Genomic DNA, 17,399 nt, shown 5'->3' with positions numbered 1-17,399 from the left:
CCCGCCAGACGAGGGAACCGGGCCATGACCAAGACGATGATCGCCGCCGCCCTGCTTCTGGTCCTTGCCGGACCGGCCGCGGCGGAATGCTATGCCGATTACAAGGCCAAGAAGGACGATCCGCTGCAACTCCATTACGGGGTGGCTCGGGTCTCGGACGCCAATTGCAGCCCGGGTGCCGCCGCCGGTGAGATCGCCGCGCGGCTGCGGGCGCAGGGCTGGACGCTGCTCAATGTTCTCGGCACCTTCGGGCCCGAGGGTCTTGCCGAAAGGAAGGGAAGTGCCGGGGCCTATTTCCTCCGTTACTGACAGCCTGAAACAGGGAAACCGCGTGGTCACCGGCGGCATCGCCGCCATCGTGCTGATCCTGCTGGCCGCCGCGCTGTTCCTGTTCCTGAGCCTGCCCGACGCCAATGCATTCAACGCCCGGGTGGAGCGCCTGTTCGTCGAGAACGACGAATTGCGCTCGGGCGCCGAGATCCGGCTGCTTGAGATCCTCGCCCAGTCCGGCACCACCTTTTCCGAGGTGCTGGTCAGCTATCGCATGGTGATCTTCGTTCTGCTGGTGTTTTCCACCGCGCTTCTGATCGCCGCGCTGGTCTTTCTGGTCACGATCATCGTCCTGAACCGCCGGATTTCGGCGATCCAGCGCTCGGGGATCCAGGTCGCCAGCCTGATGATCTCGCGCGAGGCGCGGGCGGTCTATATCAACGACCTGGAATTCTCGCTGACCGAGGCCGCGCTTGAGACGCTGAGCGTTCTGGCCGAGGCGCGGCTGGACGACGACGTCCTGACCGGCGCCCAGATCGAGGCGGTGATCTCGGGCCGCAACGAGGCCGATTGCGACGAGGCCGCCGGCGCCACGCGGATCAAGCGGCTGCGCGACAGCCTGGGGAACCAGCTTGTGAGCGAGTTGCTGGTCAAGACCATCGCCCGGCGCGGCTATATGCTGGCGGTCGGCAAAGAGACGATACGGATGATCTAGGGCGCGGGCGGCTGCGTCGCGATATGCGCGGCCAGCCCCTCGGCATCGTGCCAGACCCCCCAGATGAAGGGCGAGGCCCGCCGCGTCAGCCAGGGCAGGCCAAGGAAATACAGCCCCGGCACTTTCCGGGACACGCCGCCCAGATGATCGGGGCGGCCCTTTTCGTCGAAGGCGTCCAGCGCGATCCAGCCATGGTCCAGCGCATAGCCGGTGGCCCAGATCACCGACCCGATCCCCTCGGACCGCAGGTCGAGCGACAGGACCGGGTCCGTCACGCAGGCCGGGTTCTGGGGGATCTGCCGCGCCCCGGGCTCGGGCGGCAGGTCGAGCCCGTTCGCCTCGGCGAAGGCATCGGCCTCGTCCAGGATGGAAAGATAGCTGGCATCGCCCCTTGCGATATTCTCGGCCAGGTCCGGCGCGATGGCCAGGATGCCGTCAGCAAAGCCGCCCGTCCGGCCAAGCAGAACCATGCCCCGCGCGGCCAGTTCGCGGAAATCCACCGTCCTTCCGCCATGGGCGCCGGAAACCGCGATGGTGACATGTTCGGTCCCCGGCCCGGGCGTCTTCATGTTCCATTTGCCCAACTGGCCCAGCCACCAGCAGAAATCCTTGCCGCGATAGCGGATCGGCGGGCGGTCGTGTGGTCCGATGGCCAGAAACACCTTGCGGCCCGCGCGCAGGATCTCATCCGCGATCTGGGTGCCGGACGATCCCGCGCCGACGACCAGCACCGCGCCTTCCGGCAGTTGGCCGGGGTTGCGATAGTCGCTGGAATGGATCTGGTGCAGACCGGCCGCCGCGGGGATCACCCCGGGCAAGAGCGGGCGCTGGAACGGGCCGGTGGCGACGACCACGTTCCGCGCTTCGATCGTGCCGCCCTGTCTGGTCTCGGCCAGAAAACCCGCGTCGGCGGGGCCCAGCCGCACCACCTCGACCCCGGTTCGGACCGGCGCCTCGATCTGCCGGGCGAAGGTCTCGAAATAGCGCACGATCCGGTCCTTGTGGGCAAAGCTGCCGGGCGGGATGTCGTCGAATTCCAGATCGGGGAAGCGGTCATGCCAGGCCGGGCCATTGGCCACCAGCGAATCCCAGCGTGCGGTCCGCCAGCGTTCCGCGATGCGGTCGCGTTCGAGCACCAGATGCGGGCGACCCCGCTTGCGCAGATGCGCGCTCATCGCAAGGCCGGCCTGGCCGCCGCCGATGATCAGGGTCTTGACCTTTTCCAATGGCATGGCGACCTCCTTCGTTTCTGGCCTGGGCGCTTCTGGCGCGGGTTCCGCCCGGGGGCCGTGGCCTTCGGTCTAGGGCCTGCGCAACTTCGGAGAAATGTATTTCTCTTTTCCATCAGGATAGGAGTTAGCTAATCAACACGGATGTTTCACACCGCTGTAACACGGTCGCGTCATTCCCGCTTGCACAGGGGGGGGGGCGGCCATACATGGACCGCTTCCGGTCCCTTTCGCCGCCCTTGGGGATGATCCTGATGATCCAGACGCCGTTCTACCTGATCGACCGCGCGAAACTGGCGCGCAACATGGCCATCATGGAGGAACTGCGCGCGACCTCGGGCGCCAAGACCCTGCTTGCGCTGAAATGTTTCGCCACCTGGCCGGTGTTCGACCAGATGCGACAGCATATGGACGGCACCACCTCATCCTCGCTTTACGAGCTTCGCCTCGGGCGCGAGAAATTCGGTGGCGAGACCCATGCCTATTCGGTCGGCTGGGCCGATCACGAGATCGAAGAGGCGGTGGGCTACGCCGACAAGATGATCTTCAACTCGATCAGCCAGTTGGAGCGGTTCGACAACCAGTCGGCCGGGATCGCGCGCGGCTTGCGGCTGAACCCGCGGTTCTCGACCAGCGGCTTCGACCTGGCCGATCCGGCGCGGCCGTTCTCGCGGCTGGGGGAATGGGATGCGGCGAAGATCGCCCGGGTGATGGAGCGGATCTCGGGCTTCATGATCCATTACAATTGCGAGAATGACGATTTCTCGCTGTTCGACCGGCAGCTTGCCCGGATCGAAGAGGAATTCGGCCCGCTTCTGCGCCGCCTCGACTGGGTGTCGCTGGGCGGCGGCATCCATTTCACCGGCGAGGGCTATCCGCTGGCCGATCTGGCGCAAAGGCTGCGCATCTTCCAGGATCGGTTCGAGGTGCAGGTCTATCTGGAGCCGGGCGAGGCCTCGATCACCAACACCACCAGCCTTGAGGTCACGGTGCTGGATGTCCTGTCGAACGGCAGGGACCTGGCCATCGTCGACAGTTCGGTCGAGGCGCATATGCTCGACCTGCTGATCTATCGCGAAAGCGCCCGCCTGGAAGACACCGGCCCGCACCGCTTCATGATCTGCGGCAAATCCTGCCTTGCCGGCGATATTTTCGGCGAATTCGGCTTCGACGCCCCGCTGCGCATCGGCGACCGCATCTCGATCCCCGATGCGGCGGGCTATACGATGGTCAAGAAGAACTGGTTCAACGGCGTGAAGATGCCCTCGATCGTCGTCAAGGAACTGGACGGTTCGATGACCGTCGCGCGCGAATTCGGCTATGCCGATTACCGGGACAGCCTCGGCTGAGGCAGTCCCCCCTTCCCCGCAAGCCAGAGGAGGCGGTTTCCCATGAGTTTCCCCAAGAAGAATGTCCTGATCATCGGCGCCGGAGGCGTGGCGCAGGTGGTGGCGCATAAATGCGCGCAAGCCAACGACAGGCTGGGGGATCTGCATATCGCCAGCCGCACCCGCGCCAAATGCGAGGCGATCATCGCCAGCGTGCATGAAAAATCCGCGATGAAGCAGCCCGGCGTCTTCGAGGCCCATGCCGTGGATGCCACCGACACCGCGGCGGTGGCGGCCCTGATCCGCAAGACCGGCGCCGGGATCGTGATCAATGTCGGCTCGGCCTTCGTGAACATCTATGTGCTGGAGGCCTGTATCGAGACCGGCGCCGCCTATATGGACACCGCGATCCACGAAGACCCCGCCAAGATCTGCGAAACGCCGCCCTGGTATGGAAACTACGAATGGAAGCGGCGCGAGGCCTGCGAGAAGGCGGGCGTGACCGCGATCCTCGGCATCGGCTTCGATCCCGGCGTGGTGAATGTCTGGGCGCGGGTGGCGGAAGAAATGCTCGACCGGGTGACCTCGATCGATATCGTCGATATCAATGCGGGCTCGCATGGCAAATATTTCGCCACCAATTTCGACCCCGAGATCAATTTCCGCGAATTCACCGGCACGGTCTATTCCTGGCAGCAAGGCGCCTGGCAGTCGAACCGGATGTTCGAGGTGGGCAAGACCTGGACGCTTCCCGTGGTGGGCGCGCAGAAGGCCTATCTGACCGGCCATGACGAGGTGCATTCGCTTTCCGCCCGCTACCCCGAGGCCGATGTGCGGTTCTGGATGGGCTTCGGCGATCACTATATCAATGTCTTCACGGTGTTGAAGAACCTCGGGCTGCTGTCCGAACAGCCGGTCAAGACCGCCGAGGGGCAGGAGGTCGTCCCGCTCAAGGTGGTGAAGGCGGTCCTGCCCGATCCGGCGAGCCTGGCGCCCGGCTATACCGGCAAGACCTGCATCGCCGATGTGGTGCGCGGCGAGAAGGACGGCAAGCCGGTCGAACTGACCATCTACAATGTCGCCGATCACAAGGAAGCCTTCGAAGAGGTCGGCAGCCAGGGCATCTCCTACACCGCCGGCGTGCCGCCGGTCGCGGCGGCGATCCTGATCGCGGAGGGTACCTGGGATGTCGGCCGGATGGTCAATGCCGAAGAGCTTGATCCGAAGCCCTTCATCAATCTGCTGAACACGATGGGCCTGCCGTCGCGGATTATCGATGAAAACGGCGATCGTGAACTTGCGTTCTGAAATGGCATGGGCCGAGCGGCCTTGAGCCCCTGCCTGCCGCGCCCGATCCTTGGCGCGGCAGGATTTGCCGGGGCCCTGCCCCGGCGAATCCGGCTACTGGATGACGAATTCGGCATGAAGCGCACCCGCCGCATTGATGCTTTTCAGGATGTCGATCATGTCATGCGGCCCGACGCCGAGCGCGTTCAGCCCCGCGACGACTTCCGAGAGATTGGCGCCGCCCGGCACTTCGGCCAGCCCGGTGCCCTCGGTGATGATTTCGGCGTTCGAGCGCGGGACGACGACGGTTTCCCCCGGCGAGAACGGGTTGGGCTGGGCGACCAGGGGCGCTTCTTCGATGCGCAGGGTCAGGTTGCCCTGGGCGACGGCGACCCGGCTGATCCGCACATCCGCGCCCATGACGATGGTGCCCGACCTTTGATCCACCACCACGCGGGCGCGGGTTTCGGGCTGGACGCTCAGCCCCTCGATCCGGGCGAGGACATGGGCCGGCGAGGACATGCCGCTGCGGCCGAGGTCCAGCGAGACCGTTCCCGCATCCAGCATGACGGCGCTGCGGGCGCCCAGCTCGGCGTTGATCACGCGTTCGATCCGGGCGGCGGTGGTGAAATCGGGAACCTTCAGCGCGAGGCGAAGCGACGAGACCTGCGAGAAATCGAAAGGCACCTCACGTTCCACCCGTGCGCCCGAAGGGATCGTGCCCGCGGTCGGCACGCCCTGCACCACCCGCGCGGCATCCGCTTCGGCAAGGATGCCGCCCGCGATCACCGTGCCCTGGGCCACGGCGTAGATCTGCCCGTCGGCCCCGTTGAGCGGCGTCATCACCAGCGTCCCGCCCAGAAGGCTTTTGGCATCGCCGATGGCCGAGACGGTCACGTCGATCCTTGCCCCGGCGCGCGAAAACGGCGGCAGCGTGGCGGTGACGAAGACCGCCGCGACGTTTCGGGGCCGGTAATCCTCACCCGCGACATTGACGCCCAGGCGTTCCAGCAGATTGGCCATGATCTCTTCGGTGAAGGGCGAATTGCGGATGCCGTCGCCGGTGCCGTTCAGCCCGACCACGAGGCCGTAGCCCACCAGGTCGTTGCCCCGCACGCCGTCGACCTCGACCAGATCCTTCAGCCGCACGGGCTCGGCCCGGCCCGGTCCGGCGATCAGGGCCAGGGCCAGCGACAGGATGGTCAAAATCCGCCCGATCATCTGAGGAATCCGGTCAGCGAAAGCTGCGAGATCCGCGAGATGACGGTGTAGAACGCCTCCAGCCGCGCTTCGAAATCCTTGAGCCGGGCCGCGACTTCATAAGGGTCGGCCTCGGTCAGTTCGACGCGCGCCCGTTGCAGGCTGTGATCCTCGGCGCTGTTGCGGCTTTGCGCCACCGCGATCCGTTCCTGCGCGATGCCGAGGCGGGAGGATATCAGCGACCGTGCCTCGGCCCCGGCGAAGATGCTCTCCCCGGCCTTGAGGACAAGGCTGCTGCGCGCCGCGTCATTGCCGCCCAGAAGGCCCCTGTCGAGAAGGGCGACCCCGGCCAGCGCGCTCAGCGTGTCGCGCAATGCGGGATCGAGCGCGGTCAGCCCCAGATCCACCGATTCCCCTTCGGCAATCGAGATCGGCGCGCGCGACGCCCCGCCGCCGTAGAGCGCGGCATAGCCGGTGGGCGCGGCGAACCAGTCCTCGATCGCCTGCATCGCATCCTCGGCGGTGGTCGCGCCGGAAGTGGCGGCTTCCAGCGCGGTCAACAGCACATCCGCATCCGGCAGCGGCGCGTTTGAAGAGATGACCCCGCCGAACAGCGCCCGTTCTGCGACGCTGGTGTTGAGCGTGTTCACCACGGTCTCGAAAGACTGCCGCCCCTGACCCGCCATCATGTTCACCTGCAAAGGATCATGTGTCACCGCGGTCGTGGTGATATTGGCGGCGAGCGATTCCGCCGCCTCGGCGATCACGCCCAAAGCGGCCTGCATGCCGTCGGAAAGCAACCTCGCTTCGGTCATGGCGGTGGTATGGCCCCGGATCCTGGCCCGGGCGGCGTCGATCCCGGCGAGCGCGGTGAAATCCCCCGAAAGCGCCGCGCCGGTGTCGTTGTGCCTTGCGCTGGCCAGTTCAGAAGTTGCCTGTTCCAGCCCGCTGCGCAGCGCAGCGCCCTGCCGCAGCAGCGCGGGCGTCAGAAAGGGCGAAATGCCGATGGTGCTCATGTTATATTCCGATCAATGTGGCCAGCATCTCATCCAGGGCCGAAAGCACGCGGGCATTGGCGGCATAGGTCTTTTCCAGGACGAGAAGCGATTGCAGTTCGGCGTCGAGGTCGACGCCCCGCTTCGATTCAAGATCGGTGAGCGCGGTCAGGCGCGCCATGGTGAACGATTGTTTGCTTTCTGAGGACAGGCGCTGCACCGAGGTCAGCGACAGCAGATCGGCCGCCAGACCGGACAGGCTGCGCCCGACCGGGCCGAGCCCCGGAGCGGTCGTGGCCAGCGGGCTGTCCATTGCGGCGACAAGCGCGTTGAGCCTTGTCGCGTCGCCCTCGGGCCCGACGAGCGTCGCCCCGAGACCGTCGCGCAGCCGCAGGACCGATCCGCCCGCCGCCGGGTCCACGGCGGCATTGATCCGGATCCGCGCGGCGAGCCCGGTTGCCAGCAGGGGGTCGAAGGATCCGCCCTGATCGGTGAAGAGACCCGGCGCGCCCGCAGGCAAGGTCGGATCGACCCCGGCGGCCGAGAACCGCTCCACCAGGTCCTGGCCGAGCGCGTCGAGCCGGGCCTGGCCCTCGACGGCCAGGCTGTCGCGGATCGAGAACAGCGCCGCCAGCTCGCCGCCCGCGAGAAGCGCGCCGGGCCCCGAAGTCGCCGCCGGGCGTCCGTTCAGGGTCAGGCCGGAGAGGCCGCCGCTCGCGACCGTCATCTCGGGCGTGATCGTCGGGGTGCTGGTGAAGTCGAACTGCGCCGCCTTGCCATCCAGCAGCACCGCCCCCCCGGCCGAGATCAGCGCGATCCGGCCCTGGCCCCGATCGACTTCGCGCAGCGGGATCAGATCCGCGATGGTGTCGACGATCCGCGCGCGCTCATCCATCAGCGCCGAGGCATCGCGGCCGGAGGCCTGGGTGGCCATGATCCGGCTGTTGAGATCCTCGACCTGGAGGAGCGAGGCGTTCAGCCGCTCCACCGCGAAACCTATGGAACGGTCCGCCACCTGGCGCTCGACCTGGATCGCCCGGCTGGCGGCGTTCAGCGCATCGGCAAGTTCGGAGGCCGCGGTGACGGCGGCGGTCAGCCGCGCCTCGGATTCCGGGCGCGAGGCGGCCGAGACCAGCGCCTCGTCCAGCGCATTGATGCGATTGACCAGCGCGGCGGGATCCTCGGTGTCGCCCAGGACTGATTCGAGCCGCGAGAGAAACCCGGCCTCGGCCCCGCTTGCGGCGGCTTCGGCCAGGGCGGTGCGGCGGTCGTTCAGAAGAAACAGGTCGAGATTGCGGGTGATTCCGCTGACGAGAACCCCCTGCCCGCCATTGCCGAGATGGTTCGCGGTCAGGATCACCTCGCGCCGGACATAGCCCGGCGTGGTCGCATTGGCCACGTTCGACGAAAGCGTCTCGGCCTGGCGCGCCGAGGCGGAAAGCCCGCTCAGGGCGCTGGCGAAGGCAGAGGAAATGCTCATTCAACCATCCTCCTAACGTTTGATATTGGTGGTTTCCTGAAGCATCTCGTCCACGGTCTGGATCACCTTGGCGTTCGAGGAATAGGCCCGCTGGGTCTGGATCAGCGCAGTGAGTTCCGCCGCGACATCGGTGGTGGAGGCCTCTCGGGCGAAGCCCTCAAGCGTGCCGGTCGGCCCTTCCCCGGCATTCCAAAGATAGAAGGCGCCGGATTTGTTCGAGACCGAGAAGGCCTGGTCGTTGACCGCCGTCAGCCCGTTGGGGTTGGGCACGTCGACGATGGGGATCTGGAACAGCCTTCGCGTGAAGCCGCTGTCATAGGTGGCGATCAGATTGCCCTTCCGGTCGAATTCCAGCGCGCTCAGCACCCCGACCGGGGCGCCGTCCTTCGTTACATCGTTGGGGGCGAAGGGGGCGGACAACTGGCTGATCCCGCCCGTCTCGCCCGGGCGGCCGATCGTCATGGCGAGCGGGCCGCCGGCCACGGTCAGGGCGATCGATCCGGTCGCCGGATCATAGGCCCCGCCGGAAACCTCCGTCACCGAAAGCAGCGTGCCGCCCGCGCCACGGGTGTCGTCGAAGGTCAGGACATATTCCCCGATCACCGCGCCACCGGAGGCCGAATCGCGGATCTCCATCGTCCATTGGTTCGAGGATCCGGTCCCGGGCACCGTGGGTGTGAGGCTCAGGTCCAATGTCTCGGAAGTGCCGAGATTGCCGAAATATTCGACCGCCAGCGGCAGGATGTCGCCCGCGGCGCCCGCGGCGGTGGCATCGGCGGGCAGGTTCAGGCCCAGCCCGACCCGGGTGGACGGGTTGCCGATGGGCTGGTTGGCGTTGATGACCACCGGCACCAGCCCGTCCGCAGCGTCGCGCGGCATGACCGGGATCGAGCCGTCCGCCGCCGCGGGCCATCCCATGAGGACCAGCCCGGTCTCGGTCCTGACCACGCCGTCGGCATCCATGCGGAAGGCGCCCGAGCGCGTGAGCATCATCGAGGTCGAGCCGCCGTCCAGCCCGGCCGCGGAAGTGACCGGCAACATCCCCCGCCCCGATATCGCCAGATCCAGCGGATTCGAGGTGCCGATCAGCCCCCCCCGCTCTTCGACAAGGCGCAGCGAGGTGGCGCGCACGCCGCCGGCCGAATAGAAGGCCGCCCCGCTTTCGCCGGTGACGACCAGGCTGGCGAATTCGGTCACCGCGCGCTTGTAGCCATAGGTGCCGGAATTCGCGATATTGTCGGAGATCGTTCCCAGTCGGGTCGCATTGGCGGTCAGGCCGGATACGCCGGCATTCATCGCGGAGGTAATGGACATCGAAGGCACCTTTCTGCTGCGTCGGCCGTGGCACCAGATTCCGCGACGGATGCTAAGATTCCTCTAATCCATAGAATTCGAAACATTTCGGCCGGGTGGCGTGGTCCGGGGCCGATCCTTCAAATGCCCGGCATTACGGGCGGCCCGGTCATCGGGGCGTTCACGCTTTGGTAAGTCTGGCGCCGCATTCTTTCCGGGCATCCCAATCACGGGGTGGCGCCGCGGATCGCAAGGCCCGGCATTGGCAGAAAGGCCGGAACAGCCGTCCCCCCTCCGGGGCGGTGTCCTCCCCGCGCAAAGCGACGGGGCCGAACAAGGAACCGATCCATGACGTCCATTCTGACGAATACCTCCTCGCTCGTCGCGCTTCAGACCTTGAAGAACATCAACTCCAGCCTGAACACGGTGCAGAGCGAGATTTCGACCGGAAAGACCATCGCCACCGCGCGCGACAATGCCGCCGTCTGGGCCATCTCGAAGGTGATGGAATCCGATGTGAAGGGCTTCAAGGGCATCTCGGACAGCCTTTCGCTGGGCTCCTCGACCCTGACCGTCGCCCGCGAGGCGACCGAGACCATCACCGATCTTCTGACCCAGATGAAGGGCAAGATCGTCGCCGCCCAGGGCGAGAACATCGACCGCGGAAAGCTGCAGACCGACGTGCAGGTTCTGCGCGACCAGATCGCGGGCATCGTCAGCGCGGCGCAGTTCAGCGGGCTGAACATGGTCTCGGGCACCGAAGACGTGAACTTCCTCGCCTCGCTCGATCGTTCGGGCGCGGGGGTTTCGGTTTCCGAGATCACGATCGCGCGCCAGGACATGACCACGGGCGCGGGTGTCTTCGGCACCGGAACTTCCCTCGATCCCAACCTGACCGTGCTCAATGCCGCGACGGCGGTTTCCGAGACGGGGAAGAGCGCGGCCCTGACCTTCACCGGCGTCTGGGACGAGAATGAAACCGCCTCGATCACCATCGCGGGGACGGAGCTGACCTATATGGCCGCCGCCGACGCGACCGCGAACACCGCGGTTGCGGATTATTTCTCGGGCGCGATCAATGCGCTCGGGCTTGAAGGCGTGACGGCTTCGGTCGCCGCCGGTGTCCTGACCGTCACTTCGACCCGCGCCTTCGAGGGGCTGGCGGTCCAGGTGGTCGAAGGGGCCGCAGCGGGCGGCCTGACCATCACCAACGTGAACGGCGCGGCCCCGGCCTCGCCGACCTCGGCCACCATCAGCCAGCGCGCCGAACAGATCGCATTCTCGACCGTTGCGGCGGTGAATGACGGCGACAGCTACCGGGTCACCGTCGGCACCAATTCCTACAGCTATGTCGCCGGCAAGGGCGAGACGATGAAGGACGTTGCCAACGGGTTGAAGATCGCAATCGATTCGACCGCGCCGGAAGGCATCACCACCAAGGTGAGCCAGGATGCCACGACCGGCGCCTGGACGCTGAGCATCGACAACGACGGCACCTCGGCCGCCAGCTTTGCGCTTTCCCGCTCGGGCAACGCAGGCGGGACGGCTTCGGGCGGTCTGTTCGGGCTCGATTCGATCGATGTGACCACGGATCAGGGTGCACGCGCCGCGCTCGACAATATCGAGACGATGATCAACACCGCCATCGATTCGGCGGCCGAATTCGGTTCGGCGCAGAACCGGATCGATACGCAGCGCGGCTTCGTCTCGGCGCTCAGCGATGCGATGACGGCGGGGATCGGCACCCTGGTCGACGCAGATATGGAAGAGGCTTCGGCCCGTCTTCAGGCGCTTCAGGTGCAACAGCAGTTGGGCATCCAGGCGCTGTCCATCGCCAACCAGCAACCGCAGAACCTGCTGGCGCTGTTCCGATAAGGCAAGGCGGCCGGGGCCTTCGGGCCCCGGTCATTCCGAATTGATCCCCCCTTGCACCGGAACCCTAACAGATGACACCCCAGACCGCTTCTGCCTATGCCCGGCCCGCCGCCCCCTTCCGCTCTGCCCGCGATACCGAATACGAGGTGATCGCCCGGGTCACGCAACGGCTCGCCGCCGCGATTCCCCGCCGCGAGATCGACCATCCCGCCTTTCTGGAGGCGCTGTTCAACAACGAAAGGCTCTGGTCCACCCTGGCCTCCGATGTGGCCGAGCCGGGCAACGGCCTGCCCCAGGCGCTGCGGGCGCGGCTTTTCTATCTCTATCGTTTCACGGTCGCGCATTCCGAGAAGCTGCGTGCAGGCAGCGGGGCGGCCGATGTCCTGATCGACATCAACAAGGCGGTTCTGCGCGGCCTGCGTGGCGAGGCGGCGCCATGAGCGGGCTGGTTCTGAAGCTGGGCCCGCATGAGCGGGTTCTGATCAATGGCGCCGTGATCGAGAATGGCGACCGGCGCTCGAAACTGGCGGTGATGACGCCGGGGGCGAATATCCTGCGCCTGCGTGATGCGATCCATCCCGAAACGGCCAATACGCCGGTGCGGCGCCTGTGTTATATTGCCCAGCTCGTGCTGTCGGGCGATGCGGGGGCGGCGGACACCCGGCATCAGCTTCTGCGCGGAATCGAGCAGCTCAGCCAGGCCTTGACCGATCCCGACAGTCGCCGCCTTCTGGCCGGGGCCAGCGCCTCGGTGCTGGAGGGGCAGTATTACCAGGCGCTGAAAGCCCTGCGTTTGCTTCTGCCACGGGAGGACCGCCTGTTCTCGGCGGGCCGGGGATGAGCTTTCAGCCGGTGATCCCCTTCGGCGGCTATGCCGGCTGGACCTTCCTGCAACGCACGATAGCGCAGCAGCAGACCGCGTTTCAGGCCAGCGCCGCCAGCAATCGCGAAGAGGCCTATTTCCGCGACAATATTGCCAAGGTGACCAGTGCCGAGGATCTGGTCTCGGACCGTCGCCTGCTGCGGGTGGCGCTGACCGCCTTCGGGCTTGAGGGTGACGTCAACTCTGGCGCCTTCGTGCGCAAACTGCTCGAAGGCGGCACGGAGGATGGGAAGGCCCTGGCCAACCGCCTGGCCGACAAGCGCTATCTGGCTTTCGTCAAGGCGTTCGACTTTTCCGGCGCCGTGCCCGCCAGTGCCGAGAAGGGGTTTGCCGACGGGATCCTGTCGCTTCACGCGACCAGGCGGTTCGAAACCGCCGTGGGGGCGCAAAGCGAGACAATGCGGCTGGCGCTGAATGCGCAGCGCGAGCTGGAGGATCTGACCACATCGGACAGCAGCGAGAATGCGAAATGGTTCGGCATTCTGGGCAACAAGCCGTTGCGGATCGTGTTCGAAACCGCTTTCGGCCTGCCCACCGGCTTTGGCCAGATGGATATCGACCGTCAGTTGCAGGTGATGAAGACCAGGGCGAACAGCGTCCTGGGCAGCGACAGCGTCAGCCAGCTCTCCGATCCCGAGCGGATGGAAAAGCTGCTGCGCAGCTATGTCATCCGCGCCGATATGCAGAGTTCGGGTGCCTCTTATTCTTCCGCGAATACCGCGCTGATGCTGTTGCAAAGGCGCTGAACCGGGTCTTGCGGCCCGCCCTCAGGCCAGTGGCGGCAGGCCGACGGCCTCGCGCAGATCCGGCGCGCGAATGTCCAGCTCCTGCCCGAGCAGCGCATCGGCGGCGGGAGTGCACAGCCAGGCCACCGCCTGCCCCGGCTGCTCGGCGGGGGCGAGCGCGCTGCGCGGCAGTTGCGAGACCGGATTGATGCCCGAGGCACGGATGACCCCCTGCATTCCGGTATCCACGACCCCCGGCGCGATGCCGAAGACCCGGATCCCGTCCGCGCCATATTCCAGATGGACCGACCGGGTCAGCATGGCCAGCCCGGCCTTCCCGGCGCAATAGGCCGACCAGCCCTCTTGCGGGCGATGCCCGGCGCCCGAGGAGATATTGATGATCGTGCCCCGCCCCCTCGACAGCATCGCAGGCAGCGCCAGCCGGATCGCGTCGAACTGCGCGATCAGATTGGTTTCGATGGCCTGGGCGAAAGCCTCGGTCGACAGATCGGTGATCCGGCCGATGGGGGTCACGACGGCGGCATTGTTGACCAGGACGTCGAAGCCGGGGGCGATCGCTTCGGCCAGCCGGGCGCGGTCGGTGATGTCGCAGATCACGCCCGAGACCCGGTCCGCCGCCTCGGCCCCGATCTCGCGCAGCGCGGCATCGCGGCTTTCGGGGGTGCGGGCGGTGAAGGTCACCTCGGCCCCGAGGGCGGCCAGCGCCCGGACCGCCGCAAGGCCGATCCCCCTTGCGCCGCCGGTGACCAGGGCGCGCTGGCCGAGAAGAGGGGATGGCATCGCGATTCTCCAGCATGATCCGATCATGCCCCGGGATAGGCGCTGGTTTACGCAAGGTCACGCGGAAATGTCGCCTTGCCGATGCCGCCGCGACACGGATCCGACATCACGATCAGATGTTATTCGGGCACGAAACCTGCCGATCCCCCGTTGCAGGGCCTCGACCGGGCTTGACCGGAGCGAAAAGGGACGCGAAGCAATCCCCATGCGGTTTCTGGTTGCCCTTCTTCTGACATTGTCGCTGATCGCCTGCGCGCCCCGGGGCGAGTTCATGCGGCTGGACGAATTGTCGGAAGAGAAGGCCGCGCTTGCCCCGCAACTCGGCATCCGCGAGACGATCTTCGTCGGAACCTCGCGCCAGAAGGATGAGGACGGCGATTACGGCTTCCTGCGCGCTGGTGCGCCAAGCTTTCTGCGCTATGACGTCTTCGTGCCCTTCGATCGCGAGCCGGGCCAGTTGAAATGGCCCAAGACCCCGGCCCGGGCCAATCCGCAGACCGATTTCCTGACCCTCGCCGACCGCGAATTCGAGGATCCCGCCGAATTCCGCAAGGATCTTCGCAGCGCGATGGACCGGCGTGATCAGCGCGACATCGTGATCTATGTCCATGGCTACAACAACACCCTGGCCGAAAGCGTCTATCGGGTGGCCCAGATGCATTCCGACCTGAAGGTGCCCGGCGTGGCGGTGCATTACGCCTGGCCTTCGCGGGGATCGGCGCTGGGATATGTCTATGACCGGGATTCCGCCCTGTTCGGACGCGACGGGCTGGAGGATCTGATGCAGCAGGTCGCCGATGCCGGCGCGCAGCGGATCCTGATCGTCGCGCATTCCATGGGCAGCGTCGTCGCGATGGAGACCCTGCGCCAGACGGCGATTCGCGGCCGCCGCGGCGTGATGGAGCGGATCGGCGGCGTGGTCCTGATCTCGCCCGATCTGGACGTGGATCTGTTCCACTCGCAGGCGGCCGCGATCGGTCGGCTACCGCAGCCCTTCCTGATCTTCGGCTCCAGCCGCGATTCCGTCCTGGGCCTGTCGTCGCGCCTTGCCGGGCGGCTGGACCGGCTGGGCAACCTGAAGGATCTCGCGCCGCTGGCCGATCTGGAGGTCGTCTATCTGGATACGGCGGCCTACAATCAGGGAAGCGGGCATTTCAACCTGGGAACCTCTCCGGCGCTGCTGCAACTGCTTGGCGGGATTGCCAATATCGACGCGGCCTTCCGGGCCGAGGGCGACGCGCGGGTCGGGCTGCTGCCTGGCGTGGTCCTGACCATGCGCCGCGCCACCGAAATCGTGCTGACGCCGGTCGAGGTCTTGGCCGAGGGCGATTGACCGGGCTGCGGCACTTGGCCCCTTCCGTGCCGGGGCAAGCTGTGCAAGCATTTCCGCAGATGCTGCCACCCGTGATGAGGTCGCAATGCCACGCCGCCCCGGCCCAGGAACGACTCGCGCCCCGGATCCGACCTCGGATCTGAAATGGTCCGATGTCACGCCGGAACGGCTCTGGCTCGGCCGCCGCGATGTGATGGCGGGCGCCGCGGCGCTTCTGGCCGCGCCCGCGCTGACGCGGCCCGCCTTCGCCCGGATCGAGGCGGCGCCAAGTGCCCTTTCGACCGACGAGGCGCCGAACACATTCGAAGAGATCACGAATTATAACAATTTCTACGAATTTGGCTGGGAGAAGACCGACCCCGCCCGCAATGCGCATCTGATGACCACCGACCCGTGGTCGATTACCATCGATGGGCTGGTCGAGCGGCCCGGCGTCTACGATCTGGCCGATGTGATGAAGGGCCAGCCGCTTGAGGAAAGGATCTACCGCTTCCGCTGCGTCGAGGCCTGGAGCATGGTCATCCCCTGGATCGGCTTTCAGCTTTCGGGCCTGTTGGAGCGGGTGGGCGTCCAGCCCGGTGCGAAATATGTCGCCTTCGAGACATTGCACCGCCCGAACGAGATGCCAGGCCAGTATCGCACCGCGATCCGCTGGCCCTACCGCGAGGGCTTGCGGATTGACGAGGCGATGAACCCGCTGACGATCCTTGCCACCGGGCTTTACGGCAAGGAGATGCCCAAGCAGAACGGTGCGCCGATCCGCCTTGTCGTGCCCTGGAAATACGGTTTCAAGTCGATCAAGAGCATCGTGAAGATCAGGCTGGTCGAAGAGCAGCCGCCCACGACATGGCAGCAGCTTCAGGCCGGGGAATACGGCTTTTACGCCAATGTGAACCCCGAGGTGGACCATCCCCGCTGGTCGCAGGCGACCGAGCGGCGCATCGGCGCCGGGCTTCTGGCCGGTCGACAAGAGACGCTGATGTTCAACGGCTACGCGGATCATGTGGCCGGGCTTTACGACGGGATGGACCTGCGGGCCCTCTATTGAGGGGGCCTCGGGTCGCGGTGGCGCGGATCGCCGGGGCAATGAACCAACTGCTGCGCGCGCTGCCCGGCTGGTCGGTCTGGCTTCTGGGTCTGATGCCGCTGGCCTGGCTGGTCTGGCTTGTGTTCTTCGGCGGGCTCGGCGTCGATCCGGTGAAGGAGATCGAGCATCGCCTGGGCAAGATCGGGTTGTGGTTTCTGGTCGGGGGGCTGGCGATCTCGCCCTTGCGGCGGCTGGGGGTGAATGCGCTTCGTCATCGCCGCGCGATCGGGCTGCTGGCCTTCCTTTATGTGGCGCTGCATTTTCTGGCCTGGCTGATCCTCGATATGGGGATGCTCTGGGGCCAGGCCGGGCGGGACCTGCTGCGGCGACCCTATCTGTTCCTGGGAATCCTGGGCCTTGCGCTGATGCTGCCCCTGGCGCTGACCTCGAACGATGCCTCGATCCGTCGGCTGGGCCGGGCCTGGCGGCGCCTGCACTGGCTGACCTATCCTGCTGTGCTTCTGGGGGTGGCGCATTACCTGTGGCAGATGCGGATCGTGTCGACCGAGGGCTGGCTGTGGCTGGCGGCGGTGCTCGGGCTGATCCTGCTGCGATTCCGGCCCAGGTGAATCACCCCGAGGCGCCGATTCCCGGACGATTCCTGCAAGTGCTTGAATTTGCTTGCCAGATCTGGGGTGATTTGCGCAACATTCTTGCGCGGCACGGTTTTGGTCCCGGTGCAGCGTCAGACGGGCGCGAAAAAATCGGCGCGAAAAACCGTTGTTTTGTTGAGTATTGAGGCAGTCTGCGAAGAATTTGTGAAATCGGGCGATTTTTTCACTTGCGGGATTTGATTGTGGGGCCTAGATACCGGCTCACCGAAACGGAACGGACGGTTGAGCGCGGCGGAAGCGGCGCGGTGCTGGCGGGAAGTGACGGGCGCTTCGGCCTTGAGGTT

18 protein-coding genes are annotated in these 17,399 nt (G+C 66.2%); 11 read left to right on the top strand and 7 right to left on the bottom strand.

What is annotated here, in order from left to right; translation table 11 throughout:
- Positions 1–24: 24 nt before the first annotated feature.
- Complete coding sequence (locus ABNX41_RS01680; protein ID WP_438667987.1) at positions 25–309, top strand: hypothetical protein; 285 nt, start codon at positions 25–27, stop codon at positions 307–309.
- Positions 281–985 carry a winged helix-turn-helix domain-containing protein gene (locus ABNX41_RS01675; RefSeq protein WP_438667986.1) on the top strand — a complete coding sequence of 235 codons (705 nt, stop codon included), beginning with the start codon at positions 281–283 and terminating at the stop codon, positions 983–985. The genes ABNX41_RS01680 and ABNX41_RS01675 overlap by 29 nt, the downstream gene beginning before the upstream one ends.
- Here the strand turns inward: ABNX41_RS01675 and ABNX41_RS01670 are convergent.
- Positions 982–2,217, bottom strand: a complete 1,236-nt coding sequence (locus ABNX41_RS01670; protein ID WP_438667985.1) for a flavin-containing monooxygenase — start codon at positions 2,215–2,217, stop codon at positions 982–984. The two genes, ABNX41_RS01675 and ABNX41_RS01670, sit on opposite strands and share 4 nt — an antisense overlap.
- Before the next feature lie 251 nt (positions 2,218–2,468).
- Between ABNX41_RS01670 and ABNX41_RS01665 the strand changes: the two genes are divergently transcribed.
- Complete coding sequence (locus tag ABNX41_RS01665; protein ID WP_438667984.1) at positions 2,469–3,563, top strand: carboxynorspermidine decarboxylase; 1,095 nt, start codon at positions 2,469–2,471, stop codon at positions 3,561–3,563.
- Between the two features lie 42 nt (positions 3,564–3,605).
- Positions 3,606–4,850, top strand: coding sequence for a saccharopine dehydrogenase family protein (locus tag ABNX41_RS01660; protein ID WP_438667983.1), 1,245 nt, complete (start codon positions 3,606–3,608; stop codon positions 4,848–4,850).
- Positions 4,851–4,943: 93 nt separating this feature from the next.
- Here ABNX41_RS01660 and ABNX41_RS01655 read toward each other — a convergent pair whose 3' ends face one another.
- The 4 genes from ABNX41_RS01655 to ABNX41_RS01640 are packed head-to-tail and all read right to left on the bottom strand — an operon-like array spanning position 4,944 to position 9,818.
- Positions 4,944–6,050, bottom strand: a complete 1,107-nt coding sequence (locus tag ABNX41_RS01655; protein ID WP_438667982.1) for a flagellar basal body P-ring protein FlgI — start codon at positions 6,048–6,050, stop codon at positions 4,944–4,946.
- Positions 6,047–7,045: a flagellin gene (locus tag ABNX41_RS01650; RefSeq protein WP_438667981.1), complete on the bottom strand. Its 999-nt coding sequence runs from the start codon at positions 7,043–7,045 to the stop codon at positions 6,047–6,049. The genes ABNX41_RS01655 and ABNX41_RS01650 overlap by 4 nt, the downstream gene beginning before the upstream one ends.
- A 1-nt stretch (position 7,046) precedes the next feature.
- Positions 7,047–8,504, bottom strand: coding sequence for a flagellar hook-associated protein FlgK (flgK, locus tag ABNX41_RS01645; protein ID WP_438667980.1), 1,458 nt, complete (start codon positions 8,502–8,504; stop codon positions 7,047–7,049).
- Positions 8,505–8,516: 12 nt separating this feature from the next.
- Entirely contained in the window at positions 8,517–9,818 is a 1,302-nt protein-coding gene (locus tag ABNX41_RS01640; protein WP_438667979.1) for a flagellar hook protein FlgE, read from the bottom strand.
- Positions 9,819–10,145: 327 nt separating this feature from the next.
- On the opposite strand from ABNX41_RS01640, the gene ABNX41_RS01635 reads away from it, so the two are divergent.
- The 4 genes from ABNX41_RS01635 (at position 10,146) to ABNX41_RS01620 (ending at position 13,301) form a co-directional block, all read left to right on the top strand.
- Entirely contained in the window at positions 10,146–11,672 is a 1,527-nt protein-coding gene (locus tag ABNX41_RS01635; protein ID WP_438667978.1) for a flagellin N-terminal helical domain-containing protein, read from the top strand.
- Between the two features lie 71 nt (positions 11,673–11,743).
- Positions 11,744–12,112, top strand: a complete 369-nt coding sequence (flaF, locus tag ABNX41_RS01630; protein ID WP_438667977.1) for a flagellar biosynthesis regulator FlaF — start codon at positions 11,744–11,746, stop codon at positions 12,110–12,112.
- On the top strand, positions 12,109–12,513 hold the full coding sequence (flbT, locus tag ABNX41_RS01625; RefSeq protein ID WP_438667976.1) for a flagellar biosynthesis repressor FlbT: 405 nt from the start codon (positions 12,109–12,111) through the stop codon (positions 12,511–12,513). The genes flaF and flbT overlap by 4 nt, the downstream gene beginning before the upstream one ends.
- The gene (locus ABNX41_RS01620) at positions 12,510–13,301 is read left to right on the top strand and encodes a DUF1217 domain-containing protein (RefSeq protein WP_438667975.1); all 792 of its coding nucleotides are present in this window, start codon (positions 12,510–12,512) and stop codon (positions 13,299–13,301) included. Before flbT ends, ABNX41_RS01620 begins: the two co-directional genes overlap by 4 nt.
- A 21-nt stretch (positions 13,302–13,322) precedes the next feature.
- Here the strand turns inward: ABNX41_RS01620 and ABNX41_RS01615 are convergent, their stop codons facing one another.
- Complete coding sequence (locus tag ABNX41_RS01615; RefSeq protein WP_438667974.1) at positions 13,323–14,081, bottom strand: SDR family NAD(P)-dependent oxidoreductase; 759 nt, start codon at positions 14,079–14,081, stop codon at positions 13,323–13,325.
- 205 nt (positions 14,082–14,286) lie between these two features.
- On the opposite strand from ABNX41_RS01615, the gene ABNX41_RS01610 reads away from it, so the two are divergent.
- The 3 genes from ABNX41_RS01610 to msrQ all read left to right on the top strand — a co-directional run bounded on the left by ABNX41_RS01610 (position 14,287) and on the right by msrQ (position 17,070).
- Positions 14,287–15,414, top strand: coding sequence for an alpha/beta hydrolase (locus tag ABNX41_RS01610; RefSeq protein ID WP_438667973.1), 1,128 nt, complete (start codon positions 14,287–14,289; stop codon positions 15,412–15,414).
- A gap of 85 nt (positions 15,415–15,499) precedes the next feature.
- Positions 15,500–16,462 carry a protein-methionine-sulfoxide reductase catalytic subunit MsrP gene (gene msrP, locus ABNX41_RS01605; RefSeq protein ID WP_438667972.1) on the top strand — a complete coding sequence of 321 codons (963 nt, stop codon included), beginning with the start codon at positions 15,500–15,502 and terminating at the stop codon, positions 16,460–16,462.
- Positions 16,463–16,500: 38 nt separating this feature from the next.
- Positions 16,501–17,070 (top strand): protein-methionine-sulfoxide reductase heme-binding subunit MsrQ, encoded by a 570-nt coding sequence (gene msrQ / locus ABNX41_RS01600; RefSeq protein WP_438667971.1) that lies wholly within the window; start codon positions 16,501–16,503, stop codon positions 17,068–17,070.
- Positions 17,071–17,186: 116 nt separating this feature from the next.
- On the opposite strand, the gene ABNX41_RS01595 is transcribed toward msrQ, so the two are convergent.
- The coding region (locus ABNX41_RS01595) for a hypothetical protein (RefSeq protein ID WP_438667970.1) at positions 17,187–17,399 on the bottom strand (213 nt) is incomplete at its 5' end.

This window comes from Pseudogemmobacter sonorensis, assembly GCF_042762395.1.
Taxonomy (GTDB): Bacteria; Pseudomonadota; Alphaproteobacteria; order Rhodobacterales; family Rhodobacteraceae; genus Pseudogemmobacter; species Pseudogemmobacter sonorensis.
Note: the sequence above shows the minus strand (reverse complement) of the source record. Positions and strands in the feature narration are given on the sequence as shown.